The sequence below is a fragment of the Gymnodinialimonas sp. 57CJ19 genome, from assembly GCF_038396845.1.
In the GTDB taxonomy this organism is placed as follows: domain Bacteria; phylum Pseudomonadota; class Alphaproteobacteria; order Rhodobacterales; family Rhodobacteraceae; genus Gymnodinialimonas.
Window position 1 is genome coordinate 3,633,770 of record NZ_CP151587.1, and the last position, 25,617, is coordinate 3,659,386.

Annotated in this window: 28 protein-coding genes; 13 read left to right on the forward strand and 15 right to left on the reverse strand. The window is 61.4% G+C overall.

The genetic code is table 11. The features are described 5' to 3' along the window. Nucleotides 1-2: 2 nt before the first annotated feature. Entirely contained in the window at nt 3-1,952 is a 1,950-nt protein-coding gene (locus AADW23_RS17650) for a cation:proton antiporter (RefSeq protein ID WP_341862256.1), read from the forward strand. Nucleotides 1,953-2,014: 62 nt separating this feature from the next. Here the strand turns inward: AADW23_RS17650 and AADW23_RS17655 are convergent, their stop codons facing one another. Next, nucleotides 2,015-2,233, reverse strand: coding sequence for a DUF1150 family protein (locus AADW23_RS17655; RefSeq protein ID WP_341862257.1), 219 nt, complete (start codon nt 2,231-2,233; stop codon nt 2,015-2,017). Continuing rightward, nucleotides 2,230-2,685, reverse strand: a complete 456-nt coding sequence (locus AADW23_RS17660) for an Hsp20 family protein (protein ID WP_341864356.1) — start codon at nt 2,683-2,685, stop codon at nt 2,230-2,232. The genes AADW23_RS17655 and AADW23_RS17660 overlap by 4 nt, the downstream gene beginning before the upstream one ends. 171 nt (nt 2,686-2,856) lie before the next feature. On the opposite strand from AADW23_RS17660, the gene AADW23_RS17665 reads away from it, so the two are divergent. The 3 genes from AADW23_RS17665 to AADW23_RS17675 are packed head-to-tail and all read left to right on the forward strand — an operon-like array spanning nt 2,857 to nt 4,672. Next, complete coding sequence (locus AADW23_RS17665; RefSeq protein ID WP_341862258.1) at nt 2,857-3,075, forward strand: DUF465 domain-containing protein; 219 nt, start codon at nt 2,857-2,859, stop codon at nt 3,073-3,075. A 57-nt stretch (nt 3,076-3,132) separates the two neighbouring features. Then, on the forward strand, nt 3,133-3,615 hold the full coding sequence (gene purE / locus AADW23_RS17670) for a 5-(carboxyamino)imidazole ribonucleotide mutase (protein WP_341862259.1): 483 nt from the start codon (nt 3,133-3,135) through the stop codon (nt 3,613-3,615). Further along, on the forward strand, nt 3,608-4,672 hold the full coding sequence (locus AADW23_RS17675; protein WP_341862260.1) for a 5-(carboxyamino)imidazole ribonucleotide synthase: 1,065 nt from the start codon (nt 3,608-3,610) through the stop codon (nt 4,670-4,672). Before purE ends, AADW23_RS17675 begins: the two co-directional genes overlap by 8 nt. A gap of 103 nt (nt 4,673-4,775) precedes the next feature. Here AADW23_RS17675 and AADW23_RS17680 read toward each other — a convergent pair whose 3' ends face one another. Then, entirely contained in the window at nt 4,776-5,501 is a 726-nt protein-coding gene (locus AADW23_RS17680) for an alpha/beta hydrolase (protein ID WP_341862261.1), read from the reverse strand. Between the two features lie 75 nt (nt 5,502-5,576). Here AADW23_RS17680 and AADW23_RS17685 point away from each other — a divergent pair, with 75 nt between their 5' ends. Continuing rightward, entirely contained in the window at nt 5,577-6,035 is a 459-nt protein-coding gene (locus AADW23_RS17685; protein WP_341862262.1) for an NUDIX hydrolase, read from the forward strand. Here AADW23_RS17685 and AADW23_RS17690 read toward each other — a convergent pair. The 5 genes from AADW23_RS17690 to groES all read right to left on the reverse strand — a co-directional run bounded on the left by AADW23_RS17690 (nt 6,005) and on the right by groES (nt 10,948). Then, nucleotides 6,005-6,874: a DMT family transporter gene (locus AADW23_RS17690; protein WP_341862263.1), complete on the reverse strand. Its 870-nt coding sequence runs from the start codon at nt 6,872-6,874 to the stop codon at nt 6,005-6,007. The genes AADW23_RS17685 and AADW23_RS17690 overlap by 31 nt on opposite strands. A 1-nt stretch (nt 6,875) precedes the next feature. Beyond that, nucleotides 6,876-8,018, reverse strand: coding sequence for an alpha-D-ribose 1-methylphosphonate 5-triphosphate diphosphatase (locus AADW23_RS17695; RefSeq protein WP_341862264.1), 1,143 nt, complete (start codon nt 8,016-8,018; stop codon nt 6,876-6,878). Between the two features lie 89 nt (nt 8,019-8,107). Next, a complete protein-coding gene (locus AADW23_RS17700; protein WP_341862265.1) occupies nt 8,108-8,719 on the reverse strand; it encodes a hypothetical protein in 612 nt (203 codons plus the stop codon). 238 nt (nt 8,720-8,957) lie between these two features. Beyond that, the gene (groL, locus tag AADW23_RS17705) at nt 8,958-10,595 is read right to left on the reverse strand and encodes a chaperonin GroEL (RefSeq protein WP_341862266.1); all 1,638 of its coding nucleotides are present in this window, start codon (nt 10,593-10,595) and stop codon (nt 8,958-8,960) included. 65 nt (nt 10,596-10,660) lie between these two features. Further along, on the reverse strand, nt 10,661-10,948 hold the full coding sequence (groES, locus tag AADW23_RS17710; RefSeq protein ID WP_341862267.1) for a co-chaperone GroES: 288 nt from the start codon (nt 10,946-10,948) through the stop codon (nt 10,661-10,663). A gap of 188 nt (nt 10,949-11,136) precedes the next feature. Here groES and AADW23_RS17715 point away from each other — a divergent pair, with 188 nt between their 5' ends. The 7 genes from AADW23_RS17715 to AADW23_RS17745 all read left to right on the forward strand — a co-directional run bounded on the left by AADW23_RS17715 (nt 11,137) and on the right by AADW23_RS17745 (nt 17,703). Continuing rightward, complete coding sequence (locus AADW23_RS17715) at nt 11,137-13,098, forward strand: methyl-accepting chemotaxis protein (protein WP_341862268.1); 1,962 nt, start codon at nt 11,137-11,139, stop codon at nt 13,096-13,098. Between the two features lie 140 nt (nt 13,099-13,238). Beyond that, nucleotides 13,239-14,162, forward strand: a complete 924-nt coding sequence (locus AADW23_RS17720; RefSeq protein WP_341862269.1) for a manganese-dependent inorganic pyrophosphatase — start codon at nt 13,239-13,241, stop codon at nt 14,160-14,162. Nucleotides 14,163-14,246: 84 nt separating this feature from the next. After that, on the forward strand, nt 14,247-14,774 hold the full coding sequence (locus AADW23_RS17725) for a hypothetical protein (protein WP_341862270.1): 528 nt from the start codon (nt 14,247-14,249) through the stop codon (nt 14,772-14,774). 78 nt (nt 14,775-14,852) lie between these two features. Continuing rightward, nucleotides 14,853-15,725, forward strand: a complete 873-nt coding sequence (locus AADW23_RS17730) for a TIGR01459 family HAD-type hydrolase (protein ID WP_341862271.1) — start codon at nt 14,853-14,855, stop codon at nt 15,723-15,725. 110 nt (nt 15,726-15,835) lie between these two features. Then, on the forward strand, nt 15,836-16,279 hold the full coding sequence (locus tag AADW23_RS17735; protein WP_341862272.1) for a MaoC family dehydratase: 444 nt from the start codon (nt 15,836-15,838) through the stop codon (nt 16,277-16,279). 57 nt (nt 16,280-16,336) lie between these two features. After that, nucleotides 16,337-17,260 carry a bifunctional riboflavin kinase/FAD synthetase gene (locus AADW23_RS17740; RefSeq protein ID WP_341862273.1) on the forward strand — a complete coding sequence of 308 codons (924 nt, stop codon included), beginning with the start codon at nt 16,337-16,339 and terminating at the stop codon, nt 17,258-17,260. Then, nucleotides 17,257-17,703 (forward strand): YcgN family cysteine cluster protein, encoded by a 447-nt coding sequence (locus AADW23_RS17745; RefSeq protein ID WP_341862274.1) that lies wholly within the window; start codon nt 17,257-17,259, stop codon nt 17,701-17,703. The genes AADW23_RS17740 and AADW23_RS17745 overlap by 4 nt, the downstream gene beginning before the upstream one ends. 36 nt (nt 17,704-17,739) lie before the next feature. Here the strand turns inward: AADW23_RS17745 and scpA are convergent, their stop codons facing one another. Continuing rightward, entirely contained in the window at nt 17,740-19,869 is a 2,130-nt protein-coding gene (gene scpA / locus AADW23_RS17750; protein ID WP_341862275.1) for a methylmalonyl-CoA mutase, read from the reverse strand. Then, a complete protein-coding gene (locus AADW23_RS17755; RefSeq protein ID WP_341862276.1) occupies nt 19,841-20,755 on the reverse strand; it encodes a hypothetical protein in 915 nt (304 codons plus the stop codon). Before AADW23_RS17755 ends, scpA begins: the two co-directional genes overlap by 29 nt. 145 nt (nt 20,756-20,900) lie before the next feature. Here AADW23_RS17755 and AADW23_RS17760 point away from each other — a divergent pair, with 145 nt between their 5' ends. Continuing rightward, a complete protein-coding gene (locus AADW23_RS17760; protein WP_341862277.1) occupies nt 20,901-21,335 on the forward strand; it encodes a DUF4174 domain-containing protein in 435 nt (144 codons plus the stop codon). Between the two features lie 51 nt (nt 21,336-21,386). Here AADW23_RS17760 and AADW23_RS17765 read toward each other — a convergent pair whose 3' ends face one another. From AADW23_RS17765 to AADW23_RS17785, 5 genes are all read right to left on the reverse strand, one after another. Next, nucleotides 21,387-23,429 carry an acetyl/propionyl/methylcrotonyl-CoA carboxylase subunit alpha gene (locus AADW23_RS17765; RefSeq protein ID WP_341862278.1) on the reverse strand — a complete coding sequence of 681 codons (2,043 nt, stop codon included), beginning with the start codon at nt 23,427-23,429 and terminating at the stop codon, nt 21,387-21,389. Between the two features lie 156 nt (nt 23,430-23,585). Next, the gene (locus AADW23_RS17770) at nt 23,586-23,792 is read right to left on the reverse strand and encodes a hypothetical protein (RefSeq protein WP_341862279.1); all 207 of its coding nucleotides are present in this window, start codon (nt 23,790-23,792) and stop codon (nt 23,586-23,588) included. 361 nt (nt 23,793-24,153) lie between these two features. After that, nucleotides 24,154-24,528 carry a hypothetical protein gene (locus tag AADW23_RS17775; protein ID WP_341862280.1) on the reverse strand — a complete coding sequence of 125 codons (375 nt, stop codon included), beginning with the start codon at nt 24,526-24,528 and terminating at the stop codon, nt 24,154-24,156. 373 nt (nt 24,529-24,901) lie between these two features. After that, nucleotides 24,902-25,327: a DUF6497 family protein gene (locus AADW23_RS17780; RefSeq protein WP_341862281.1), complete on the reverse strand. Its 426-nt coding sequence runs from the start codon at nt 25,325-25,327 to the stop codon at nt 24,902-24,904. 25 nt (nt 25,328-25,352) lie between these two features. Then, nucleotides 25,353-25,616, reverse strand: coding sequence for a Rho termination factor (locus AADW23_RS17785; protein WP_341862282.1), 264 nt, complete (start codon nt 25,614-25,616; stop codon nt 25,353-25,355). Between the last annotated feature and the right edge of the window lies 1 nt (nt 25,617).

A 25,617-nucleotide genomic window follows, 5' to 3' on the forward strand; every position in this document is an offset into this window, starting at 1 on the left:
ACATGACTGATTTTCTCCTCCTCTCCTTCATTTTCCTGATCGCCGGCGTGATTGCCGTGCCGATTGCCAGCCGCCTCGGGTTAGGCTCGGTGCTTGGCTACCTGATCGCGGGGATCGTGATTTCGCCGGTGCTGTCGGTGCTGGGAGTCGATGTGATCTCGATCCAGCACTTCGCGGAATTCGGCGTGGTGATGATGCTGTTTCTGGTCGGGCTGGAGTTGCAACCGAAGGCCCTGTGGGAAATGCGCGCCCGCCTGATTGGGCTTGGCGGCGGGCAGGTTGTGTTGACGACTCTGGCGGTGATGGGCGTGGCGATGGCGCTGGGGCAGGTTTGGCAGATCAGCCTCGCGATTGGCCTGGTGTTCGCCCTGTCCTCCACGGCGATTGTACTGCAAACCCTTGGAGAGAAAGGGCTTCTGAAGTCCGACGGTGGGCAGGGCAGCTTCTCGGTCTTGCTGACCCAAGATATCGCGGTGATCCCGATGTTGGCGCTTTTGCCGCTGTTGGCGATGCCGGAACTGGCGGACATGGGGGCTGATGCCGCCCACGGTGCCGCAGGGCATAGCGGCGAGGACGCGCTTGGCGCGGAGGAGCATGCGGGTGACGATCATGGCAGCGCCATGAGCCTCGTCTCCGGCCTGAACGGCTGGCAAACTGCGCTGGTGACCTTTGGCGCCGTGGGTTTTGTGGGTGTTGTGGGCTCTCTGCTGACCGGGCCCCTGTTTCGCTTCATCGCGGTCGCCAACCTGCGCGAGCTGTTTACCGCCACCGCCCTGATGATGGTGATCGGCATCGCCCTTCTGATGTCGCTTGTGGGCCTGTCCCCTGCCCTTGGCACCTTTCTGGCGGGTGTCGTGCTGGCTAATTCCGCTTACCGCCACGAGTTGGAGTCTGACATCGACCCGTTCCGGGGCCTGCTTCTGGGCCTGTTCTTCATGACCGTCGGCGCGGGCGTGAACTTCACGCTCTTGGGCGCAAATCTTGGGGTCGTCTTGGCCATTACCCTTGGGTTAATGGCGTTGAAGGCGGTGATCCTGATGGTGCTGGCCTATGTGTTCCGCATCAAGGGCGCGGATAAGTGGCTGATGGCGTTAAGCCTTGCCCAAGCCGGAGAGTTCGGCTTCGTGCTGCTGTCTTTCACCGTCGCCAACAACGTCCTGCCCGAGGCTCTGTCGGACCTGTTGTTGCTGGTCGTCGCCTTGTCGATGTTGCTGACCCCTGCCTTGTTCATCCTTTACGACCGGGTCATTGCACCGCGCTACACCGCCTCGGAAACGAGAGAGGCCGACACCATGCCCGAGGACGCAAAGATCATCATCGCTGGCGCAGGCCGCGTGGGCGGCTTGGTGGACCGAATGCTGCGCGCGGCGGGCCATAGGGCGACCGTGATCGACTATAGCTCTCGGACGCTGGAGATCATGGCGAAGTTCGGCGTGAATAACTACTTTGGCGATGCCACCCGTCCCGACCTTCTGGCCGCTGCCGGATTGGCCGACGCCAAGGTGTTGATCGTCGCCATTGATGATCGCGAAAGCATCAACACGATCGTGAAATACGCTCACGCCACCTATCCCGACCTGCACATCATCGCCCGCGCCAGGGACCGCGATCACGTGTATGATCTTTGGGCCTTTGGCTGCCGTGACATTATCCGGGAAACCTACGATAGCAGCCTGCGCATGGGGCGCTCGGTCTTTCAGGCCATGGGGCAGGAACGGGACGTGGCCCAGGAAATGGTGGATGTCTTCAACGACCATGACCGCCGCAACATGTTGGCGGTGGCCGAGGTCCATCAGGTGGGCGTGCCGCCCCACGAAAACCCCGAATACGTGGCCCGTGTGCAATCTATGCGGGATGATTGGGAAGCCAATGTGCGCGCCGACATGGATGCCGTGCGAGAGGGCCGAGAGAGGCGCGCATTCAACGCTTCGGGCGACGACACGCGCGGCTAGGGTATTGCCGCTGCGCAGCGCCCGCGGCTCTCGGGGCCAGCAGGCGCTGCGCAACACCGTGTCTAGTGAACGCTCAGGGGCGTCATGTCGTTCTGACGGGCGACCACAAAGGCCAGTTCCCGGTCGCGTACAAGCGCCAGATGTTCCCCATCTTCGCCGCCGATCGCATAAAGTGTCGTCAGACCTTCGGCCTGCTCTTGCACTTCTTCAGGCAGGTCATTGACCGCCACTTTGCGGATGTAGACGATCTTTTGTTCCGTCGTGGTATCTGTATGGGTCATTCGCTATCGCCTCCGGTGTTGAACGGGCGGCTTTCCCCGCCTTTGGTCTGAATCTTGATTGTTTGCACGACGCTGTCGGGCACGATGCGGGTCAAATCAACGTGGAGAAGCCCGTTCTCCATCGCCGCCCCCGCCACATCAACGCCGTCGGCCAAAACAAACGAGCGTTGGAATTGTCGCGTTGCGATGCCCCGGTGCAGGAAGACCCGCTCGGCGCTGGCGTCGCCCTGCTTCCCGCGGATCACCAGCTGGCGGTCCTCTACGGTGATGGAAAGATCATCCTCCGCAAAGCCCGCAACGGCCAATGTGATACGGTAAGCATTGTCGCCGCATTGTTCGATATTGTAGGGCGGATAGCCCTCATTGCCGGATTTGGCAGTCCTCTCCACCAGTCGTTCCAACTGGTCGAACCCCAGAAGATAGGGGTGGGTGGCAAGGGTCAGTTTCGTCATTTCAGGCACATCCTCAAGGCAAGCGATCTGCGTCACGGTCAGGCCCCCCACATTCGGCAGAGCCCCGTTGAAAGAAATATGGGGGCCAATGGCGCGCCCTTCAAGCCCGAGAGGCTTGGAGCGCACCGGTATAGGCGCTAAGTTAGGGGCCGGAATCAGGGAAAGCCGCCGATGAACGTGCCATCAGAGATGAACCACTTGGACGTCCTGGCCGTGCAATTGCGCGTTCTGCGCCGCGAACACCGCGATCTGGACGAAGCGATTGATGCGTTGCAACAATCCGTCAACCCCGATCAATTGACCTTGAAACGGCTGAAGACCCAGAAGCTGAAGCTGAAAGACCGCATTTCACGGGTCGAAGACGAACTCACCCCCGATATCATCGCTTGAGCCCCCCCGCGCGGCCCTTATAGTACGTGCTTCTTCAGGGCCAAAGGCGGAGAGATTATGGTTCAGGTCGCGATCATCATGGGGTCTCAATCAGACTGGCCCACTATGCGGGAAGCCGCTGATATTCTTGACGCATTGGGCGTCCCCTATGAGGCAAAGATCGTCTCGGCGCACCGCACCCCTGACAGGCTTTGGGATTTTGGCAAAGGCGCCGCAAACGCTGGCCTGAAGGCGATCATCGCCGGCGCGGGCGGGGCGGCGCATTTGCCCGGCATGGTGGCCTCGAAAACCCGTGTCCCCGTGATCGGCGTTCCGGTGCAGACCCGTGCCCTTTCCGGCGTCGATAGCCTCTATTCCATCGTCCAGATGCCCAAAGGCTACCCCGTGGCGACCATGGCCATTGGAGCTGCGGGTGCGGCCAACGCGGGCCTGATGGCGGCTGCGATCCTTGCGAACGAAGACGCGGACCTTGCCGCCCGCCTTGACCGATGGCGCGCCGACCTCAGCGACTCCATCCCCGAGGTGCCAAGCGATGACTAATCCCCTTCCCGCAGGCAGCACCATCGGCATCCTAGGCGGGGGCCAACTGGGCCGTATGCTCGCCATGGCCGCCGCAAATCTCGGCTACAAGGCCCATATATTCGAGCCCGGCGCCGCCCCCGCCGCCGATGTCGCCCACGCCTGGACCCAAGCCAACTACGATGACCTCGACGCCCTGCGCACCTTCGCCGCGGCTTGCGATGTCATCACCTTCGAGTTCGAGAATATACCCGCCGACGCGCTCGACGTGATCTCCGCCACCACGCCCCTCTTCCCCGATCGCCGGGCGCTGGAAACCAGCCAGGACCGCCTGATCGAGAAAGCCTTCTTGCGTGATCTGGGCCTGAAAACCGCCCCCTATGCGCCCGTCAGCGGCGATATCCTGACGGTTCTGGAAACCACCGGCACCCCGGCGATCCTGAAAACCCGCCGCTTTGGCTACGATGGCAAAGGTCAGGCCCGCATCATGGACCTCTCCGAGGCCAAAAGCGCTCTCGCGACCCTGCAAGACGCCCCCGCCATCGCCGAAGGCTTCGTAGATTTCTCCAAGGAAATCAGCGTCATTGCCGCCCGTGGTCAGGATGGCTCCGTCGCGGCCTTCGATCCCGGCGAAAACCTCCACAAGGACGGCATCCTCGATACGACCACAGTCCCCGCGGCCATCGCCCCCGGCCTGCGCATGGACGCGGTCCTCATCGCCTCACAAATCCTCAACGCCCTCGATTACGTCGGCGTTCTAGGCGTCGAGCTCTTCGTCACCCCCCAAGGCCTCGTCGTGAATGAGATCGCGCCGCGCGTTCACAACTCCGGCCATTGGACCCAGGCAGGCTGCGCCGTGGACCAGTTTGAACAACACATCCGCGCCGTCACCGGCTGGCCCCTCGGCGATGGCAGCCGCCACGCCAATGTCACGATGGAAAACCTCATCGGCGATGACATCTCCCGCGCCGCTACCCTCGCGGCCGAAAAAGGCGTGCAAGTCCACCTTTACGGCAAGGCCGAAACCCGCCCAGGCCGCAAAATGGCCCACATCAACCGCGTCACAGGCCCCGCCTGAAAGGGGGCCACATCGCTCCCTTTCACCTTGGCCCATACAACTCAATCCGGCGCTTTCCCCCCTCGCAACCCTGTCGGCAACACACCCCACACCGGTTGCGCCCCTACTCGATCAACTCCCCGATCGCCCCGATCACACTCAACTCGTGATCAAACGCGCCCGTCTCCAAAAACGCCTCCACCTGCGCGATCACCAGGGGGCTGTTCATCATGAACGTATGGGTCACAGGCAGCACGATATGGTCGGCCATCCCGTCCACCTCGGTACTGTCCACCCCGACCTTGCCATCATCGGGGCCGGGGATCAGGGCGGAGTAGAACGGGTTCAACGTCCGGTCCCCGGCAATGACCCCCAGATCGAAATCCACGTCCCCCAGCCGGTTCACCAAATCTGTGGGGTCCGTTCCCAACTGCATCCCCGCCGGGCCATTGAGCCACTCAAACGGCTCCAGCGGCCCGAACACATCCACTAATTCCGAGCCGCCATTGGGCGGGGCCAACATCACGACCCGACCCAAAGATGGCGTCCTGTGCTCGCCCAACCAATAACGCGCCAGAATGCCGCCCATGGAATGGGTCACGAAATGCACCCTCTGCATACCGCAGCGCGCCAAGGCGGGCGGAATCGTGGCTTCCGCCAATTCCGCGATCGTCGCCCGCGTGGAAGGGTAGCTGCGGTTCTCGACCTGATAGCCAATGGCCTCCAACCGCTCCTCCAACACAAACAAAGAGGTCTCACTGCGCGCCAATCCGTGTAGCAAAACCACACAATCGGCCCGTGCCGGGGCAGCCAGAAGACCTGCTGCCAAAAGGAAAAATACCAAACGCATATCCCCTAGATAGGCGATCATCCTCCCCCATACGAGGGGCTTGCTCTTCTTGCCGCGCCCCGTCAGGTTCTGACCATGTCCAATGCCCCCTCCAAGCGCCCTATTCGCATGGCTGTCCGTGGCCTTCTGATGGTCGATGACCGCCTTCTTCTGGTGAATGCCTGGCCCGAAGCGAAGTCCGACCTGATGTGCGCCCCCGGGGGCGGGGCCGATCCCCATCATTCCCTTGAAGACAATTTGAAACGGGAGTTTCGGGAAGAAACCGGGCTGGAGATCGCCGTCGGTGCGCCGTGCCTCGTGAATGAATTCCACGACCCGCGCCGCCATTTCCATCAGGTCGATGTCTATTTCCGCGTCACCCTGATCTCGGGCGACCCCTTGCAGGACTGGACCGACCCGGAAGGCATCGTCACCAAACGCCGCCTCGTATCACGGGCCGAAATGGCAAATATCCGCGTGAAACCCGACAGCCTGGAACGCATCGCCTGGGAGGGCGGCTTTTTCTACGACCCTTTGGAACGCGCCATTCGCTGAAACAGGCCGAGGCCGTAAGCAATGCCCCCCAAGGTGACAGCCCCTGCCCCCAACATGCGCCATGTCACGACCTCGTCCAACAGCGCCACGCCGGCGGCCATGGCGATAATCGGCACCGTCAGTTGCAACAGGGCCGAGGTCGATCCCCCCAGTCGCGGCAACACCGAATACCACAGCGCATAGCCAAGCCCCGAGGTGACAGCCCCCGCCACAATCGCCAAGGCAAAGCCCAATGGCGTCGCCTCTATCCCATCTATCTGGGCAGGGCGCAGCAGCGTCAGCAGCAGCAATGGCGGCACCGACCATATGAAATTCGCCCCCGTCTCGGCCATCGGATCAAGGGCGCGGCGCCCGGCAAGGCTGTAGATCCCCCACCCCACCGCTGCCACCAACATGGCGATGACGGCGACCGCCGGAAGAGCCGTCGGTCCTGTGGGCCAGCTCAACCAAGTCAGCCCCGCAAGGGCCATTCCGGCCCCGATCCAGCGGCGCAGCGGCGGACGTTCGCCTTCCAGGAGCGATCCGGCAAACATCGTGACCTGAACGCCCCCAAACAGGATCAGGGCCCCAAGGCCCGCATCCATCTGAACATAGGCAATGGAAAACCCGATGAGGTAAAGCGTCAGGCTGCCTGCCCCCACGATCCGAGCGGCGCGAAACACCGGCAAGGCGCGCCGCCGGGCCAAAACCAGAACGGTCAGCATCAAGGCCCCGGCGAAAGCGCGGACCAAGGCAAATAGCAGCGCGTCAATCTCTGCGCCGCCCACCGCCATCCGGTTGAGGATCGAGTTCGCTGCAAAGGCCACAAGGACCACACAAATCAGCATCATAAACCGCATGTCAGCCCACCATTCTTGCTGCAAACTCACCGGTCAAATGCGTCACGCGCCCGCCGCAGACGACACCCTCAATCCGGCGCGTCTTGGCGTGCATCACCACCAGATCGGCGCGCAGACCGGGCATCAATTGGCCCCGGTCCCGCCATCCCATCACCCGTGCCGGCCCGGCCGAGATCAACGCCCAAGCCTGCGATAGATCCATCCCGTCGTCCCACAGTTTCAGCGCCGCCCGATGCAGAGAGGGATAGTGGTAATCCGAGACCAAAGCCGTCACCCAACCCTTTGAAATCAAGTCCTCTGCCGCGATCTTCTTGTCGTGTGACCCACCGCGCACGACGTTGGGCGCACCCATGATAATCGGCTCTCCGGCCTCTTGTGCGGCCTGAGCCGCCGCAAGCGTTTCGGGAAATTCGCATATGTCCGCGCCCATGGCCCGGTTGCGGTTACGGTCCTCGGCGGTGCGATCATCGTGGCTGCCGATGCGCACTTGGGCCGCCCTCAGCTCTGCTGTCAGCGCGGCAACGGCAATTTCGGCCCGAGGCATGTTTTCATGGAGCTTTTGCAGCATCTCCAGATGCGCTTCGGGGGAGCGCCCCGACTTCAGCGCCTGCCCGGTCAGGCGAGGCGGGCGTTTCCCGGCGGCCAACGCCTTGTGGGGAAGGTGATCGTTCAACACCACGTAGCTGATGCCCCCTTGCGCGATCAACGCAGCGGCGCGGGCGAAAAGCTCTGAAATCGCCACCTCCAGCCGCAGTTGAATGTGCAGGTCCGTCGTCGCCTGATAATCCGCCACCGCCCGCACCAACGTTTCGGCAAAGTCCGGTCCGCGCATCCCGCCTTCCCAAGAGAAGAACTGCGCCAGCATGGCGGTAGTAATGCCGTTTGCCGCCAATTCCGCCTCGACCGCGCGCAGGCCAAGGGCGGGGTCCGACTGCGCCCCACGACGCGGGGCCATGTGATGTTCAAACCCGTCGCCGTGCAGATCAACGATGCCCGGCAGGATCATATAGCCGGAGGCGTCAACGGTGCGTCGAGCCTCGGCCGTGATCAGGCCACCTGCCACGCTCAGGTCAGCCTGCGTCACCCCATCGGGCAAAAGCACTTGGGACTTGGAAAACGTAACAGAGAGAGGCGCGTGCGGCATGGGACGGTTGTGTCAGGCGGCCCGAGAAATGAAAAGGGGCGCCCGCAGTTCGTCGTCGGTCATGGGAGCGGGGCTTTGAGGTTGCCCGGTCACTGCACCTCGCGGAGGCGTTCAAGCGTCACCCATTCGTTCCACGAGGCATCCCAGCCCGCGTAGGTCACGAAGCACTGGCCAGCGTCGTTGGGACCATCGAGTATGGTCCCTGCCCACCAACGATCACCCCAGGAAATCTCCAGTTCCTTGCCGACTGCACAATCGGCGGCGGTGGCGGCGAGCGGGGCGATCCTGTCGGCGGTAACCCATTCGTTCCAGCTGGCGTCCCAACCGTCATAGGTGACGTAGCATTCACCCGCTGCGTTGGGGCCTTCCAGGATGGTGCCATCCCACTGGCTGCCGTTCCATTCGATCTGCCGGGCCGCCCCGACGGGGCAATTAGCGGCCATTGTTGCGGGCGCCGGGACCGCCCCGACGAGGGGAGCGATACGATTTATGGCGACCCATTCGTTCCAGGTTTCGTCCCAGCCGTCATAGCTGACCAGACAATTTCCCTGCGGGTCGGGGCCTTCAAGAACGAGACCGTCAAACTGGCTGCCATTCCATTCAATATCGACGGCAAGTCCAACCGGGCAGGCAAATGCCGCCATCGAGGAAAGAAAAAAAGCAGGAAAAATGGCGGAAAGGATCAGCGTCAATTGGCGCATTGGAATGCTCCGAACTTGATAAAATGCAAGGCAATCTTACCGGGAGCACGGCCACAAGTCGATCAACCGCCCCCGGGGGAAACCCTCCATTGACAGGCGGACATGACAAAGGGGCCCGAGGGCCCCTTTGCACTGCCGTTGCAGCAGGTTCTTGCGGTGCAAGCCTTACCCTTTCGGCAGCTTTCCGTTCTGGAAAGCGCCTACCGGGTTCGCGCAAATTCCTAACGGAATTTGCTGCTTACATCATGCCGCCCATGCCGCCCATGTCGGGCATTGCAGGGGCGCCGCCGCCGTCTTTCGACGGCTTGTCGGCAACCATGGCTTCCGTGGTGATCAGCAGGCCAGCGACAGAGGCCGCGTCTTGCAGAGCAGTACGGACAACTTTGGCCGGGTCGATCACGCCGAATTTGAACATGTCGCCATATTCTTCGGTCTGAGCATTGAAGCCGAACGCCTTGTCGTCGGATTCACGGATCTTGCCCGCAACAACCGAACCGTCCACGCCGGAGTTCTCGGCGATCTGACGCAGCGGTGCTTCCAACGCGCGGCGCACGATAGCGATACCGGCGTTCTGGTCAGCGTTGGCGCCTTCCAGGCCAACCAGGGCTTTGCCGCCTTGGATCAGCGCAACACCACCACCCACAACGATGCCCTCTTGGACAGCGGCACGGGTTGCGTTCAGGGCGTCGTCGACGCGGTCTTTACGCTCTTTCACTTCGATCTCGGACATGCCGCCGACTTTGATAACGGCAACACCGCCGGCCAGTTTGGCCACACGCTCTTGCAGCTTCTCGCGGTCGTAATCGGAGGTGGATTCTTCGATCTGCTGGCGGATCTGAGCGACGCGCGCTTCGATCTCGGCGGAAGAGCCGTTGCCGTCGATGATTGTGGTCTCGTCTTTCGTGATCGTCAGACGCTTGGCTGTGCCGAGCATGTCCATCGTCACCGACTCCAGCTTCATGCCGAGGTCTTCTGCGATAACCTGACCACCGGTCAAAATCGCGATGTCTTGCAGCATCGCCTTGCGACGATCACCGAAGCCAGGCGCTTTGACAGCAGCGATTTTCAGGCCGCCACGCAGCTTGTTCACAACCAGCGTTGCAAGGGCTTCGCCCTCAACATCTTCGGCGATGATCAGCAGAGGCTTGCCGGACTGGATAACAGTTTCCAGAAGCGGAACCATGGGCTGGAGGGAAGAGAGTTTCTTCTCGTGCAGCAAGATCAGGCAGTCTTCCAGCTCAGCAACCATTTTGTCGGGGTTGGTGACGAAGTAAGGCGACAGGTAGCCGCGGTCGAACTGCATGCCTTCGACAACATCGGTCTCGGTCTCGAGACCTTTGTTTTCTTCCACGGTGATGACGCCGTCGTTGCCGACTTTTTGCATCGCATCGGCAATCTGACGACCGATTTCAGCTTCACCGTTGGCAGAGATCGTGCCGACCTGAGCCACTTCGTCGGAATCTGCAACTTCACGTGCGGACGCCTGAATGTCGGCGATAACCTTGGCAACAGCCATGTCGATGCCGCGCTTCAGGTCCATTGGGTTCATGCCTGCCGCTACCGACTTCATGCCCTCTTTTACGATGGCTTGGGCCAGAACCGTTGCCGTCGTTGTGCCGTCACCAGCTACGTCGTTGGTGCGGGAAGCAACTTCCTTGACCATCTGCGCGCCCATGTTCTCGAACTTGTCTTCCAGCTCGATCTCTTTGGCGACAGATACACCGTCCTTCGTGATGCGCGGGGCGCCGAAGGATTTGTCGATAACCACGTTGCGGCCTTTGGGGCCAAGCGTGACTTTGACCGCATCGGCGAGGGTGTTGACACCCTTCAGCATACGATTGCGGGCGTCGGTATCAAAACGGACGTCTTTTGCCATTTTGGCGTCTCCTTAAAATTCGATGTGTTTTTCGGGGATCGGAATGTTTGCGCGGGGCAAACGACTTAGGTGATGATGCCCAAGATGTCCGATTCCTTCATCATCAGAAGCTCTTCGCCGTCGAGCGTCACTTCCGTGCCGGACCATTTGCCGAACAGGATGCGGTCGCCGGTTTTCACCGACATCTCGATCAGCTCGCCAGAGTCTTTCCGCGCGCCGTCGCCGCAGGCAACAACTTCACCCTCAGAGGGCTTTTCTTTCGCGCTTTCGGGGATGATCAGACCGCCAGCGGTCTTTTCCTCGGATTCTACACGGCGAACCAACACGCGGTCTTGCAGCGGTTTCAATGCCATTTTGGCCTCTCCTCTATCCGGTTAGGGATTGTCTCTCGGTACTGCTGTCACTCACCCCTAGTGAGTGCCAACGGCGTTGAGATAGGCAGCCGTTCCGGTGCTGTCAAGATGATCCGACAGGTAACGGTTGATTCAGCTTTTGGCACTAACACTCGCCCCCAAGACCCCGGATTCCTGTGGAGGCAACGATGAAATTTCTCAACAAGCTCAGCTTGAGCGCCAAACTCATCGTTTTGATGGCGACGTCGCTGGTGGCGCTGTCATTCGCCGTGTCTCTCGTAGGATATCTCGAGGTGCGGCACACCTATTTTGCAAGCGTCGAGAACGACCATTGGATCGGCGCGCGCATTGTGGCCAGCCGAATGCAGGAGAATTACGATGGGGTCAGCTTCGTGGCAGGGGCCGGCCATGAGACTAACAGAATCGTCTGGCCTGACATGCCGCAAGAAGTGGGCGACGCTCTGGTCGCTCCCGCTGCCAGCCTCGCGGGGGTGGATGCCGCAATCTTTCGGTTCGATCCCGAGACCGAAACCTTTGTCCGCATCGCCTCATCCAATGCAGCGGGCGATGAACACGCCGCGATAGGGGCCATGATCGCCCATTCGGACGCCTATCTTGCGCTGCTGGACCATGAAAGCCACATCGGCTCGGCGCAAGGAGGGGGGGCGAACCATCAGGTGCTTCGTACCCCGATCTTTGACACGGATGGCACCATTGTGGGGGCCATCGCAATTGCTGCCCACACCGCGGATTTCGCGACCCACCAGCGCGATCTCTGGACCACAGCAATCCTGGTGACCGTTGCCTCGATGGCGGTGGCCTTGCTGTTCGCCTTCCTTGCTGCCCGCTGGGTCATGACACCGCTGTCGCGCATGACCCAATGTATTGTGAACCTGTCCGAAGGCACGCTCGATCAACACATTCCCTACCGAACGCGCGAAGATGAAGTCGGCATGATGTCGTCCGGTCTACTGGTGCTCCAATCCTCGATGGTGGAGGCTGAACGCCTGCACCGATTGGAAGCGGATCGCATCAGTGGGGATCAGGAAAAGCAACAAGATCAACACATTGTGGTTGAAGCCCTGACCGAAGGGTTGGCCCGTCTTGGCAAATTGGACCTGACCAAGCAGATCGAAAACCACCCCGGCGCGCCGTTTCCGGAGGAGTACGAAGGGCTCCGCACCTCGTTCAACCTGCTGGTAGACAACCTGTCCGACAACGTAGAGGCCATTCGCGAAGTGGCCGATGAGGTCAACCAGGATGCCCGAGAATTGGCCAGCTCCTCGTCCGATCTTTCAAGCCGCACCGAAAGCCAAGCCGCCACGCTGGAGCAATCGGCCGCCGCGTTGGAGCAATTGAGCGAAAGCGTGCAATCCACCGCCGCAAACGCCTCGGACGCGGAAGCCACCACGGATGAGAATCGCCTTGTCGCCAAGCGCACGGGCGACATCGTGGAAGACGCCATCACCGCCATGGCAGCGATCGAGGCGTCGTCTCAACAGATCACGCAGATCATCTCCGTGATCGACGACATCGCCTTTCAGACCAATCTTTTGGCCCTGAACGCAGGGGTAGAAGCTGCCCGCGCGGGCGAGGCGGGCCGTGGCTTTGCCGTCGTAGCCTCGGAGGTGCGGGCTTTGGCGCAGCATTCGTCAGCCTCGGCGCAAGAAATAAAGGCCCTCATCGCCTCGTCCAGCGAGCAGGTGGAAAGCGGCAGCAAGTTGGTTCGCAAGGCCGGAGACACGATTGGCGACATCATCAGCCGCGTCGATAGGGTGGCCGGGCTCGTTTCGGACATCGCCGTTTCCGCGAAAGAGCAATCAACCGGCGTGACAGAGATCAACGCCGGCATGAGAGAATTGGACGCTGCCACGCAAAGCAACGCCGCCATGGCGGAGGAGGCCTCTGCCGCCAGCGAAAACCTTACCAATGCGGCGGATCGGTTGGCCAACCACCTTGCGCGCTTCCAGATGATCCGCTCCACGTCCCCAGCCAACGCCTGGGCGCCGGACGGCACAAGCCCGACGGGGCACGCCGCCTTCGACGGCGCGATCCATGGCGCCCCCTTATCTGCCGCCGCCGCCGCGGCCCCCCTTGTCGAAAACGCCTTCGCGGACGACCTCAAAGCCGATGTTTTCAAGGACTTCTAGACGCAGCGCCGCCCCGCGCACCCAATGACGCATGCGATCCAGGACCCTCGCGCCTGATAATTCCCACCCGTGCCAGTGACAAACCGGGGCCTCGCCGATAGAAGGGCCGCAAATTTCGCATCTCAAGCAAGGTATGTCCCATGACCACATTGGTTTTCGGCCACAAATCCCCCGACACAGACTCCACAGGCTCCCCCCTGATCTGGGCATGGTACCTGTCGGACGTGAAAGGCACCCCCGCAGAAGCCGTTTTGCTTGGTGAGCCCAACACCGAAGCCGCTTTCATGTTGGAGCGTTGGAACTTGCCCAAACCCCGCATCATCGACACCGTTGAATCGGGCCAACCCGTTGTGATCGTCGACACCAACAACCCCGCCGAACTGCCAGACGCAATCAACGACGCTGATATTCAAGGGATCATCGACCACCACAAATTGGTCGGTGGCCTGGAAACCAAGGGCCCGATCGACATTCGGATTGAGCCGCTCGCCTGCACCGCTACGATCATGCACAAAATGATTGGTGATGACCTGAAAAAGGCGCCCGAGAACATAAAAGGCGCGATGCTCAGCTGCATCCTGTCGGACACGTTGGAATTCCGCTCGCCCACAACCACCGACGAAGATCGCGCAGTTGCCGAGGCGTTGGCGGCAGATCTGGGCATCGATATCCCTGCCTACGCCGCCGAAATGTTCGCGGCCAAGTCCGATGTCTCCCGCTTCTCGGATGCCGAATTGCTTCGGATGGATAGCAAGACCTACGAAGTCGGCGGCAAAACCTTCCGCGTTTCGGTTCTGGAAACCACATCGCCCGCGACGGTTCTGTCGCGCAAAGACAGCCTGATGCAAACCATGACAACCGTCGCCACCGAAGACGGTGCGGACCAAGTCTTGTTGTTCGTGATCGACATCCTGAAGGAAGAGGCCACACTGCTGGTCCCCAACGATCTGGTCAAAGCCGTCGCTGAGAAAAGCTTCTCGACCGTTGCGGGCGACGGCGACCTGCTCGTCCTGCCCGGCGTCGTCAGCCGGAAAAAGCAGATCATTCCGAACCTCGCGATCTAAAACGTTAGGGCAAGGCGGGTTCCCCTGCCTTGCCACCCCTCCGCTGCGGCGCGAAATTGAACGCGCCTCAACCCGGAGCCGACCATGCGCCCAAGCATTTCCGCCTTTTTTCTTGCCCTCACACTGATAAACGCGCCCGCGATGGCCGATGTCTACTGGCCCGGCCCCGGTGATGTGGTGACACCCCACGCAACCGGCCTTTTCCTGAATAGTGCCGACGGAACCCCTCGCGAAGGCATGCCCTTCGGCAGCTCTTTCCACGCAACGATGCATACCCTCGTGCCCATTTACGGCCACGACGTGAGCGTCGGATTCCCGCAGGAATGTGGCGAAGGGCCGATGGTCTCGGTCAGCATTCCCGGCCAGATTAACCTTATGTTTCAAGATGATCGCCTGACAGGCTGGATGCTGATCGACGACAGCACCCTGCGCACGGCCACGGGCCTTGGTGTCGGCAGCCCGCAAGAGGCCTTATCCGCCGAGGGGCCAGTCAGCTTTTTTGAAACCGGGATCGGCACGGAATTCGGTGCCGGGGACCTGTTTGGCTTGATGGCTGAAGATGGGCGCACCGTCGCCGGTATCTGGAGCGGCGCAACCTGCATTTTCCGTTAACGACACCGCCAGCAGGACTGGCCCCGCGCGCCGATGCATCGCATAAGTCAGCGACACCGCCAGCATTCGGAGCGCCCCATGACCCAGATTATCGACACTCTCGCCGACATTTCGGACAAATACGACACGGTGTTTTGTGACCTTTGGGGCTGCCTACACGATGGCATCAGCGCCTTTGACGAAGCGGTCGAGGCCTTGCGCGCGTTCAAAGCGGGCGGCGGCACGGTGCTTTTGCTGACAAATTCCCCCCGCCCCCGCGCCAATGTGGCGACGCAGCTCGATCAGATCGGCGTGCCGCGCGACTGCTGGGATGTGATCGCAACCTCGGGTGACAGCGCCCGCGTCGCGATGCTCACCGGGGCCGTGGGTCAGAAAGTCTGGCATATTGGCGAACCCCATGAAGATGCCTTCTTCGCCCCGATGGACCTGCTGGACGACACGGTGGACATTACGCGCGTGCCATTGGACGAGGCCGAAGGCATCGTGTGCACCGGCCCGTTCGACCCTTTCGCAGACCCCGCCGAGATGCGGCCGCAGTTTTTGCTGGCGAAAACACGCGGCCTGAAACTGCTGTGCGCGAACCCTGATATCGTGGTGGATCGCGGCGACGAACGGATTTGGTGCGCGGGCGCACTGGCGCAACTGTATACGGAAATGGGCGGCGAGAGCCTCTATTTCGGCAAGCCGCACCCGCCGATTTACGACCTTGCGCGGCGGCGCTTGGTGCAGATGGGCAAAGCCACACCCGATGACCGCATTTTAGCCATTGGCGACGGGATCATTACCGATGTGCCCGGCGGCATTGGCGAGAATATCGATACGCTCTACATCACCGGTGGCCTCGCACGGGAAGAGACCGGCACGACCCGCCAACCGGACCCGGCGAAGCTGGCGGAGCATCTGACCAAAGCGCAGATGGAACCGACCTATTCAATCGGGATGTTGCGCTGACGGGTGCGCAATAAAGTTTCATAAGGTGGCTATTTTTTCACACTTTGTTACTTTCTGCATTGCAGAATAACCCGCACTTGGCCTATAGATGCGCCATGGAGGGACACGCAATGCTCGACAATATCACCACCGGCACCATCGTCATCGAAGATCTGGAGATCGGCATGACTCGCTCTTTGCGAAAGATTGTAACCGATCAAGATATTGAAATGTTTGCAGAAGTTTCCACTGACCGGAACCCGGTGCATCTGGATGACGCCTACGCCCAGGACACCATCTTTGAAGGCCGCATTGCCCACGGGATGCTGACGGCAGGCTTGATCTCGGCCGTGATCGGAGAACAACTTCCGGGCCACGGCACGGTGTATCTTGGGCAAAGCCTGAAATTCATGGCCCCCGTGCGCCCCGGCGACATGGTCGAGGCCGTGGTAGAGGTGCTGTCCATCGACTACGCCCGCCGCCGCGTGCAGCTCAAGACCGAAGCGAAAGTGGGCGAAACCACCGTCTTGAAGGGCGAGGCGACCGTGCTGGCGCCGTCAGCCAAGTTCGACTGACCCGCAATTGACGCGGACGCCTTGCCACGGGGCCGCACTCTGGCCTAACTGCGGGCTATGAAAATCCTACGCGATCACCAGTTTGCAGCCCTCAGCGACAAGGGGGCCTCTGTCGCCATCGGCAACTTCGACGGCGTCCATCGCGGGCACCAGCATGTGTTGAATCTGGCAAGACGGTTGGACGCGCCCTTGGGCGTTGTCACGTTTGAACCTCATCCAAGGCAGGTCTTCGCCCCGGACGCCCCGCCTTTTCGCCTGATGAACGCCGAAGCGCGGGCCAATCGGTTGCGCAAATTGGGCGTTAACCTACTGGCGGAGCTTCCTTTTGATGCGCGGCTTTCGGGACTGAGCGACGTGGAATTCGTGCGCGATGTGTTGGTCGGCAGCCTCGGAATCAGCCATGCCGTCGTGGGCGCAGATTTCCGTTTCGGAAAAGGACGCCATGGCACCGCCGAAACATTGCAACGCATGGGCGCCGAGGCCGGATTTGACGTGACGATCGCCGATATGCTGGAAGGCGACGCCGGGGCCGTGTCATCCACCGCAATCCGCGACGCGCTGTCAAACGGCCGCCCCGAAGAAGCCGCCGCGATGTTGGGCCATTGGCACCGCATCGAAGGCCCTGTCATTCACGGCGAAAAGCGGGGCCGAGAGTTGGGTTACCCGACCGCCAACATGGGGCTGGCCGGGCTGCACGTGCCCAAACCGGGCGTCTATGCGGTCACGGTTGATGTGCGCGACGGCCCCCACGCGGGCAGTTATGGCGCGGTGGCAAACCTTGGCTTCCGCCCGATGTTCGAGTTGGAAGAGCCCAATCTGGAGACCTATCTATTTGATTTCTCAGGGGATCTTTATGGCGCTCACCTGTCGGTTGGACTTGTGGAGTACCTACGGGGCGAGGCCAAGTTCGACAGCCTAGAGGCGTTGATCGCCCAGATGGACGCGGACAGTTTGGACGCCAGGGCCGCGTTGCGCCGATGAGGGACCAGTTTTGGGATCGGGTTCCGCCGTCGAAAATGACGGCAGAGGAATGGGAAGCCCTGTGTGACGGCTGCGGGAAATGCTGCCTGAACAAATTGGAAGACGAAGACACGCAGGAGGTCGCTTTGACCCGCGTTGCGTGCCGTTTGTTGGACGACCAGACCTGTCTGTGCGGACAATATGAGATCCGCAAGACGCTGGTGCCCGAGTGTATTCAACTGACGCCTGGCACGATGAAAGACGTGGCCTATTTCATGCCCGCCACCTGTGCGTATCGCTTGGTGCACGAGGGTAAGTCATTGAATTGGTGGCATCCTTTGATCTCCGGCGATCCCGAGACGGTCCATCAAGCGGGCGTATCGGTGCGCGGCATAACGGTGCCAGAATTCGAGATCGACGAAGAAGACTGGGACGATTACATCATCGAGGAACCGGGGACGTAACCGCCCCCGATCCGATGCGCCGGGCCAAGGCCCGGTTTACCCGCGCGCTTCGCCGATCAGACGGAGAATGTCTTTTGCCGCTGTCGGGATGTGCGTGCCGGGGCCGAAGATGGCCGCGACGCCCGCGTTCGTCAGGAATTCATAATCCTGCTGCGGGATCACACCGCCGCAGATCACGATGATCTCGCCCGCGCCTTCAGCCTTCAGCGCCTCGATCAACTTCGGCGCGAGCGTCTTGTGGCCTGCCGCCTGCGACGAGATGCCGATGACGTGGACGTCATTGTCGATGGCATCCTGCGCCGCCTCTTCCGGGGTCTGGAACAGGGGGCCGACGTCAACGTCAAAGCCGATATCGGCGAAGGCCGAGGCGATGACCTTGGCACCGCGGTCGTGGCCGTCCTGGCCCATTTTCACCACCAACATGCGGGGGCGGCGGCCTTCCGTTTCGGCGAATTTTTCCACGTCGGCCTGGATTGCGGCGAAGTCTTCGTCGCCCTCATAGGCCGAGCCATAGACGCCTGCGAGGGTTTTCACTTCCGCGCGGTGGCGGCCAAAGGTGTTTTCCATTGCCATGCTGATCTCCCCTACGGTGGCGCGGGCGCGGGCGGCCTCTACGGCGGCGGCCAGAAGGTTCCCGCCCTCTCGGGCGGTGCGCGTCAGCTTCTCAAGCGCCGCTGCGCAGACGCTTTCCTCGCGGCTGTCGCGGATGGATTTGAGCCGGGCGATCTGCGCGTCGCGCACGGCGTCGTTGTCGATATCGCGGATATCAATCGGGTCTTCGCTCTCCTTGCGGTACTTGTTGACGCCAACGATCACCTCTTCGCCGCGGTCGATCATGGCCTGACGGCGAGCGGCAGACTCCTCGATCCGCAGCTTGGGCAGGCCCGAGGCAACGGCCTTGGTCATGCCGCCCATTTCCTCGACCTCGTCCATCAGGGCGGTGGCCTTTTCGATCAGCTCCGCCGTGAGGGACTCCACGTAATAAGAGCCCGCCAAAGGATCCACCACATTCGTCACGCCGGTTTCTTCCTGCAAGATCAACTGCGTATTCCGCGCGATGCGAGAGGAGAAATCCGTCGGCAGCGCGATGGCTTCGTCGAAAGAGTTGGTGTGAAGGGACTGGGTGCCGCCCAGAACCGCGCTCATTGCTTCGTAGGCGGTGCGCACGACGTTGTTGTACGGGTCTTGTTCTTGCAGCGACACGCCAGAGGTCTGGCAATGGGTGCGCAGCATTTTGGAGCGTTCCGATTGCGCGCCCATGTCGGTCATCACCTTGTGCCACATGGTCCGCGCCGCACGCAACTTGGCGGCCTCCATGAAGAAATTCATGCCGATGGCAAAGAAGAACGACAGACGTCCGGCGAATTTATCCACGTCCATCCCGGCTTCCATCGCGGCCCGCACGTATTCGCGGCCATCGGCGATGGTATAGGCCAGTTCTTGCACAAGATTGGCCCCGGCTTCCTGCATATGGTAGCCAGAGATCGAAATGGAGTTGAATTTCGGCATGTTATCAGAGGTATAGCTGATGATGTCCGAGATGATCCGCATCGAAGGTTCGGGCGGATAGATGTAGGTGTTGCGGACCATGAACTCTTTCAGAATGTCGTTCTGAATGGTCCCCGACAGCAGCGCCTTGTCGTGCCCCTGCTCTTCCCCCGCCACGATAAAGGACGCCAAAACCGGGATCACCGCGCCGTTCATCGTCATGGAGACCGAGATCTTGTCCAAGGGGATACCATCGAAGAGGATTTTCATATCCTCGACCGAGTCGATGGCCACGCCCGCCTTGCCGACATCCCCCAACACGCGGGGGTGGTCGCTGTCATAGCCGCGATGTGTTGCCAGATCGAAGGCCACCGACACGCCCTGCTGTCCCGCATCAAGGGCCTTGCGGTAGAAGGCGTTGGATTCCTCGGCCGTCGAGAAGCCCGCGTATTGGCGGATGGTCCACGGGCGGCCCGCGTACATCGTGGCCTTCACGCCGCGCGTGAACGGCGCTTCACCGGGCATCGCGCCCATGTGGTCGAGCCCTTCGGTATCTGCCGCCGTATAGAGCGGTTTGACGTCGATTCCTTCCAGCGTTTGCCAAGTGAGATCGTCCAGATCGCGGCCACGAAGTTCCTTCTCGGCCAGCTTACGCCAATTGTCGGTGGTCTCCGTCATCGGGTTGTCCTCTTCCTAGGTCTGTCGGCGCTTCAGTCTCTGCTGAAGGCGGGTCAATATAGTCGGCAAAGCCCCCTGCCCCGGTCGATAGCCAGTCAAGGTCTTCTTGGTACTGGGCGTTCAACGCCTCAATCTCGTGGGGGGCGAAGGGCATGAATTGCCCGTCTGGCCAATGGAACTTGGCCGGATCAATGCCACAGGCTTCCATCAAGTCATGCAGGACGGCAGCGGTGGGGCGGCGGTTTTGGCGCGGTGCGTCGGACACCGGGGTGACGACACCTGTCAGTTCCTCCACCAAACGATGGGAGGCATGGGCCGAGGATTCGTACCGCCAAACAGCAACACGGGCATCGGGCAAAACCCGGGAAAGTTCTTCTACAATATGTCGCCAGCGGCGCGGCTGCGTTACCAGATGCTCTCGCAGATCCGTATGGGGCAGCGGCCCGCCGCGCATCAGGCGGAACGCCATGGCAGAGGTCCACCAATCCACATAATCGCGCACGCACAGGGCAACGGTTATGTTGTGGCGGTCAAACCCGTGGGCGTAAGCCGCAACACGGCGTCCGGCGTCTGTGTAAAGCCGGGTATGTTCCAGCGCCGCGCGCATGGAGCCCAACATATTCTCGTCCGAGATCACCAAGTGCGACGCACCGGTCTTGCGCACCGCATCGGCCCGCATCCGACAGCGCCCGGCAAAGCGGCGCTCCTGCCAGGCCATCACCCCTTCCACGCCGCCAATCGCGCCGCGAAACAAGCCGCCACGGGTGATCTTTGGCCCCCAATAGACAACACCCGCATCGGACAGTTCGATGCGATGTTCGGCCATGTGATGTTGCAGTGCGGTGGTGGCGGTACGGTGAGCACCGACGTGAAGGACGACATGCATCGCGGAGACCTTTCCGGAAAGGGGTGTGACATACCCCTCTGTCGTCTCCGGTCGCGGTGAATATTCGGTCAACGTCCCGAACCAAATAGCGAAAACCTTAGCATTGCCCGCGAAGCTGACTATATCTGTCAGGACAGGAGAACCAATGACACTATTCCGTACCCTATTGCTCGCCTTGCTTAGTCTGACGCCCGCCACGGTGCTTGCGCAAGAGGCCTTTGACCCGCTGGAGCCGCGCTCTGCCGAAGGCCTGACCCTGGACGAATTCCAATGGGTTGCGCGGCCCATTATCGTGTTTGCCGACACACCCGCCGACCCTCGCTTCATCGAGCAGATGGAGCTGTTAGCCAATCGCCCCGATGCGCTGCTAGAACGTGACGTGGTAATTCTGTTCGACACCGCCCCCGACGCCCGCTCCGATATCCGGCTGGCACTGCGGCCACGGGGGTTCTCCATCGTGGTTCTGGGCAAGGACGGCACCGTCGGCTTGCGCCGCCCTGCCGTGCGGGACGTGCGCGAGATCATCCGCGCAATCGACAATTTCCAGCTACGGCAGGAAGAATTGCGCCGGGGCGGCTGAGCGGTGTGACCCGCTGCACATAGATTTCCGCCCCGGCCCATCATCATCGGACTATTCGAACTCCATAATGGTCTCGTCGACGGCAAGGCTGTCGCCCGCGCCGGCGTTGATCTTGGCGACGACGCCCTTGCGCTCTGCGCGCAGGATGTTCTCCATCTTCATCGCCTCCACGGTGCATAGGGCTTGGCCTTCCTGCACTTCGTCGCCCTCTTCCACGTCCATTTTCACCACCAGCCCGGGCATCGGGCACAGCAGCAGCTTGGACGTATCCGGCGCGATCTTCTCGGGCATCAGGGCAGCCAACTCTGCCTGACGCGGGGTGCGCACGAAGACATCCAGATCCGCGCCTCGGGTGCGCAGGCGGAAGCCTCCGGGGCGTTTGCCAACCTTCAGCACAAGCGGGCTGTCGTTGACGTTCAAACGCGCCAGCTTGTCGCCCGGCGTCCAATCCGAAGTGACGCGCAAATCCGTGCCGTTAACCGTGACGGTGGAGCCTTCGTGATCCGCTTCAATGCGGGCCTCATAGGATTGGCCTTGCAGGGACACCACCCAATCGGCCCCCACCCGGCGTTCATGATTGTCCATCCGCCCCGACACCCGCGTGCGCCGGATTTCGGCCACCCGGTGCATCGCGGCAGCGGCGGCAGCGACGCGGACCAAATCGGCATCGGGAAGGGTAACCCCTTCAAACCCCTCAGGATATTCCTCGGCGATGAAGGCGGTTGTGATGTCGCCTGAGGCGAACTTCTCATGATCCATCACGGCAGACAGGAACGGCAGGTTGTGGCCGATGCCCTCCAACTCAAAGCTATCGAGCGCCACGCGCATCGCTTCGATCGAGGTGGGGCGATCGGGGCCCCACGTGCATAGCTTGGCGATCATCGGGTCGTAGAACATGGAAATCTCGCCGCCCTCATAGACGCCCGTGTCATTGCGCACGGCGGTCTCGCCCGCCTCCGCGTCGCCCTGCCATTTGCCCGTATCCAGAAGCGGCCCGGCGGCAACCTCGACCGGGGGGCGGTAGCGGGTGAGACGGCCAATGGAGGGCAGGAAATTGCGGTAGGGATCCTCGGCATAAAGGCGGGATTCCATCGCCCAACCAGTCAGTTTCACGTCGCTTTGCGCCATCTCCAGCTTCTCGCCAGCGGCCACGCGGATCATCTGCTCCACAAGGTCCACGCCGGTGATCAATTCGGTCACCGGATGCTCCACCTGCAGGCGTGTGTTCATCTCCAGGAAGTAGAAGTTGCGGTCCCCATCGACGATGAATTCCACCGTGCCCGCGCTGGTGTAGCCCACCGCCTGCGCCAGGCTAACCGCCTGTTCACCCATGGCTTTCCGGGTCGCCTCGTCCAGGAACGGGCTTGGCGCTTCTTCAATCACCTTCTGGTTCCGGCGCTGGATGGAGCATTCCCGCTCGCCCAGATAAATGGCGTTACCGTGCTTGTCGGCCAGCACCTGAATTTCGATGTGGCGCGGCTGGGTCACGAACTTCTCGATGAACATGCGGTCATCGCCGAAACTGCTGGCCGCCTCGTTCTTGGAGGCTTGGAAGCCCTCGGCCACCTCATCCTCGGACCAGGCAATCCGCATGCCCTTGCCGCCGCCGCCTGCCGACGCCTTCAGCATCACCGGATAGCCGATCTCGCCGGAAATCTTGATCGCCTCGGCGGCATCCTCGATCAGACCCATGTGGCCCGGAACCGTGCTGACGCCCGCGTCCTGCGCGATCTTCTTGGAGGTGATCTTGTCCCCCATCTGTTCAATCGCCGTGGCGGGTGGCCCCACAAAGGCCACGCCTTCCGCTTCCAGGGCTTCGGCGAACTTCATGTTTTCGCTGAGGAAACCGTAACCGGGATGCACCGCATCGGCGCCCGTGTCGCGGATCGCCTGCATGATCTTGTCGATCACGATGTAGCTCTCGTTTGCGGGGGGCGGGCCGATGTGCACCGCCTCATCCGCCATCTTCACGTGCAAGGCGTTGCGATCGGCGTCGGAATAGACAGCAACGGTGGGAATGCCCATGCGCTTGGCCGTCTTGATGACGCGGCACGCGATTTCACCGCGGTTGGCGATCAGGAGTTTCTTGAACATGGGGTGTTTCCTTCTCTGCGGATAGATTTGGCCCGCGTGATTTGAGCCAGCAAAAGGGGGGATATGGGCGCCGTTGAAACGCCAAAAACCACCGGGGCGCGGTGGCCCGGGTGGTTGCATGAATGCTTGGACGAGCGGGCTAGACCCGCGCGGAAATTAGCGACAGATGCGTGTGACTTCGTCGCAAAGCGCGCCGATGGCCGCGCCTGCCACAACGCCCGTGGCAACGGTCCCGCCGACGGCCGCTGCCGTGACGCCACCCGCAACCGCGCCGACGCCGGCGCGCTCAAGGTCGGACATGACGCACCCGGACACGGCAAGGGTGGCTGCGAATAGGGCTGTGAAGGTGAATTTAGTGCGCATTTCGATGCGTCTCCTGTCGATGTGCTCAATGGCGAGGTTTCTCGCGCCTTCAAGCCTACAGGACGCGAAACCTTCGGATAAGTCACGGTTTCCCGAGGCCGGATTTCGGCGGGAACAAGCCTGACGGTCCCAGCTATCCCCCTATCACAGCGCAAAAAAAGAGGCGGTCGCGCCGATGGATCGGCCGACCGCCTTATAGGGGAAGGGTAACACGTATTGTCAGTGTCGGCCGTGTAAAAGAAAGTTGGGACAATGGCCGACTTGGTCACCATCGCAGCTTTCGCGGCGTACAAAAGGCCGAATTGGCCCGTTCCAGCGCTCTGCGCGGCAGGCCGCTCAAATTGGTTAATGACGGGCGAAATCATGCCGATCCGCCGTCCCAGACGCCGGTGCCGTCAAACGCCTCGGGGAACGACGCGCGGGCGCGGTTCACGTCAATCTTCAACAGCGCCTCATAGCTTTCGGGATCAAATGGATCTTCGGCCGGTATCACCTCGCGCCCGAACAGCCAGCTCAGGCGACCCGCATCCAGATTGCCCCGCTCAAACGGTTCTTCGCCAAAATAGAGCCACAACGCCTCCATGAAGCCACTATCGGCCCGGCGATCTGGCGGACGACGATCGGCGAAACGTTCGCGCGCAATCAGCTTGGTCGCGCCGGATTTGTTGTCACGGCGGATGACGAATTGATACTCGCTGGACGGAAGCCGCCCTGGGAAACCACGGTGTTTTAGCATGGGGAACTCCCCGCTTGAGGGGAGGGGATATACCGGACGAAGCTGATGCCCCGTCCGGTTAGAGGGGATGTCCTGCTCGGGTGCTCTGGGGGATTGCACCATAGGACTTGCCGTTTCGGCTTGGACGGTGTCTGCAAACCCGTCTGAGCCGTTTTCTTCTTCTTATTGCCTCGCGGTGTGACCGGGCCAAAAGGCGATGTGCCCGTAGACCCGGGCACGATCCGAGGTACAGCTGCGTTTGTGCAGCTAGGCTTTACGTTACATGGAGCGACGGTTTCTCCACAGGGTTTTCCACAAAGAAGATCGGGATGTGACTCGAATGCATCACCTTGGCATTCACTTGAAGGTCGCACCGCAAGATATTGGGGATACATCACAAAAGCTCCCACATGCAGGTGGCGTTCTGCTCAGAATATGCCTCGATGGATTGAGTTATCCCCGGCGCAGGCTCGCCACGCTGAAACGGAGTTTCCATGATCTGCACGATGATCCGTGTGGGGCGGGGTTCTTTATCCAATGCAGGAAGGCCCCAGGTTTCGCAGGCCCAATCGTGGTCGCCATGCTCGGCGCGGGCCGCACCGCCCGCCAGGGATGGATCGGTCACACGCACCACAACCCATACGTCATTGTCGGGCTGGACCTCGAACACCACATCACACAGGCGCAGATCGTTGCCCGAAGGCGCTTGCAGCACTTCATCGGCGGTACAGATGTCAGCCTCCGCCGGGCCGCGGAACAGCAGAAACGCGGCAGAGGCCAGAACGGCGAGGGTCAGCACGATGAGGATGGTGCGCAGCATCACGAGGCCCCCGCGCACAGGACGTTCAGGTGTTGCGCAAGGCCTTGATCAACGCATCTTTGTCCATGTCCGAGCGTCCGTCGACGTCCAGTTCCCGGGCGCGCGCATACAGCTCGTCCTTCGTCCATTCCTCGTAGGGAGGCGCCCGCCCGCCCGATTTGGAGGGCGATTGGCTGTCGGAGGCCTGAGCATTGGCAATCCGCGCCGCTTTCTGCTTGGAGGCCCCATCCTCGCGCAGAGCTTCGTAGGTTTCGTCGTCCTTCACGGACGGTCCATGGTCCTTCGTCATC

What these genes read in the sequence shown, in the direction of transcription:
- AADW23_RS17650 (WP_341862256.1), top strand. Translation starts at nt 3, where the DNA reads ATGACTGATTTTCTCCTCCTCTCCTTCATTTTCCTGATCGCCGGCGTG.
- AADW23_RS17655 (WP_341862257.1), bottom strand. Translation starts at nt 2,233, where the DNA reads ATGACCCATACAGATACCACGACGGAACAAAAGATCGTCTACATCCGC.
- AADW23_RS17660 (WP_341864356.1), bottom strand. Translation starts at nt 2,685, where the DNA reads ATGACGAAACTGACCCTTGCCACCCACCCCTATCTTCTGGGGTTCGAC.
- AADW23_RS17665 (WP_341862258.1), top strand. Translation starts at nt 2,857, where the DNA reads ATGAACGTGCCATCAGAGATGAACCACTTGGACGTCCTGGCCGTGCAA.
- purE (WP_341862259.1), top strand. Translation starts at nt 3,133, where the DNA reads ATGGTTCAGGTCGCGATCATCATGGGGTCTCAATCAGACTGGCCCACT.
- AADW23_RS17675 (WP_341862260.1), top strand. Translation starts at nt 3,608, where the DNA reads ATGACTAATCCCCTTCCCGCAGGCAGCACCATCGGCATCCTAGGCGGG.
- AADW23_RS17680 (WP_341862261.1), bottom strand. Translation starts at nt 5,501, where the DNA reads ATGCGTTTGGTATTTTTCCTTTTGGCAGCAGGTCTTCTGGCTGCCCCG.
- AADW23_RS17685 (WP_341862262.1), top strand. Translation starts at nt 5,577, where the DNA reads ATGTCCAATGCCCCCTCCAAGCGCCCTATTCGCATGGCTGTCCGTGGC.
- AADW23_RS17690 (WP_341862263.1), bottom strand. Translation starts at nt 6,874, where the DNA reads ATGCGGTTTATGATGCTGATTTGTGTGGTCCTTGTGGCCTTTGCAGCG.
- AADW23_RS17695 (WP_341862264.1), bottom strand. Translation starts at nt 8,018, where the DNA reads ATGCCGCACGCGCCTCTCTCTGTTACGTTTTCCAAGTCCCAAGTGCTT.
- AADW23_RS17700 (WP_341862265.1), bottom strand. Translation starts at nt 8,719, where the DNA reads ATGCGCCAATTGACGCTGATCCTTTCCGCCATTTTTCCTGCTTTTTTT.
- groL (WP_341862266.1), bottom strand. Translation starts at nt 10,595, where the DNA reads ATGGCAAAAGACGTCCGTTTTGATACCGACGCCCGCAATCGTATGCTG.
- groES (WP_341862267.1), bottom strand. Translation starts at nt 10,948, where the DNA reads ATGGCATTGAAACCGCTGCAAGACCGCGTGTTGGTTCGCCGTGTAGAA.
- AADW23_RS17715 (WP_341862268.1), top strand. Translation starts at nt 11,137, where the DNA reads ATGAAATTTCTCAACAAGCTCAGCTTGAGCGCCAAACTCATCGTTTTG.
- AADW23_RS17720 (WP_341862269.1), top strand. Translation starts at nt 13,239, where the DNA reads ATGACCACATTGGTTTTCGGCCACAAATCCCCCGACACAGACTCCACA.
- AADW23_RS17725 (WP_341862270.1), top strand. Translation starts at nt 14,247, where the DNA reads ATGCGCCCAAGCATTTCCGCCTTTTTTCTTGCCCTCACACTGATAAAC.
- AADW23_RS17730 (WP_341862271.1), top strand. Translation starts at nt 14,853, where the DNA reads ATGACCCAGATTATCGACACTCTCGCCGACATTTCGGACAAATACGAC.
- AADW23_RS17735 (WP_341862272.1), top strand. Translation starts at nt 15,836, where the DNA reads ATGCTCGACAATATCACCACCGGCACCATCGTCATCGAAGATCTGGAG.
- AADW23_RS17740 (WP_341862273.1), top strand. Translation starts at nt 16,337, where the DNA reads ATGAAAATCCTACGCGATCACCAGTTTGCAGCCCTCAGCGACAAGGGG.
- AADW23_RS17745 (WP_341862274.1), top strand. Translation starts at nt 17,257, where the DNA reads ATGAGGGACCAGTTTTGGGATCGGGTTCCGCCGTCGAAAATGACGGCA.
- scpA (WP_341862275.1), bottom strand. Translation starts at nt 19,869, where the DNA reads ATGACGGAGACCACCGACAATTGGCGTAAGCTGGCCGAGAAGGAACTT.
- AADW23_RS17755 (WP_341862276.1), bottom strand. Translation starts at nt 20,755, where the DNA reads ATGCATGTCGTCCTTCACGTCGGTGCTCACCGTACCGCCACCACCGCA.
- AADW23_RS17760 (WP_341862277.1), top strand. Translation starts at nt 20,901, where the DNA reads ATGACACTATTCCGTACCCTATTGCTCGCCTTGCTTAGTCTGACGCCC.
- AADW23_RS17765 (WP_341862278.1), bottom strand. Translation starts at nt 23,429, where the DNA reads ATGTTCAAGAAACTCCTGATCGCCAACCGCGGTGAAATCGCGTGCCGC.
- AADW23_RS17770 (WP_341862279.1), bottom strand. Translation starts at nt 23,792, where the DNA reads ATGCGCACTAAATTCACCTTCACAGCCCTATTCGCAGCCACCCTTGCC.
- AADW23_RS17775 (WP_341862280.1), bottom strand. Translation starts at nt 24,528, where the DNA reads ATGCTAAAACACCGTGGTTTCCCAGGGCGGCTTCCGTCCAGCGAGTAT.
- AADW23_RS17780 (WP_341862281.1), bottom strand. Translation starts at nt 25,327, where the DNA reads ATGCTGCGCACCATCCTCATCGTGCTGACCCTCGCCGTTCTGGCCTCT.
- AADW23_RS17785 (WP_341862282.1), bottom strand. Translation starts at nt 25,616, where the DNA reads ATGACGAAGGACCATGGACCGTCCGTGAAGGACGACGAAACCTACGAA.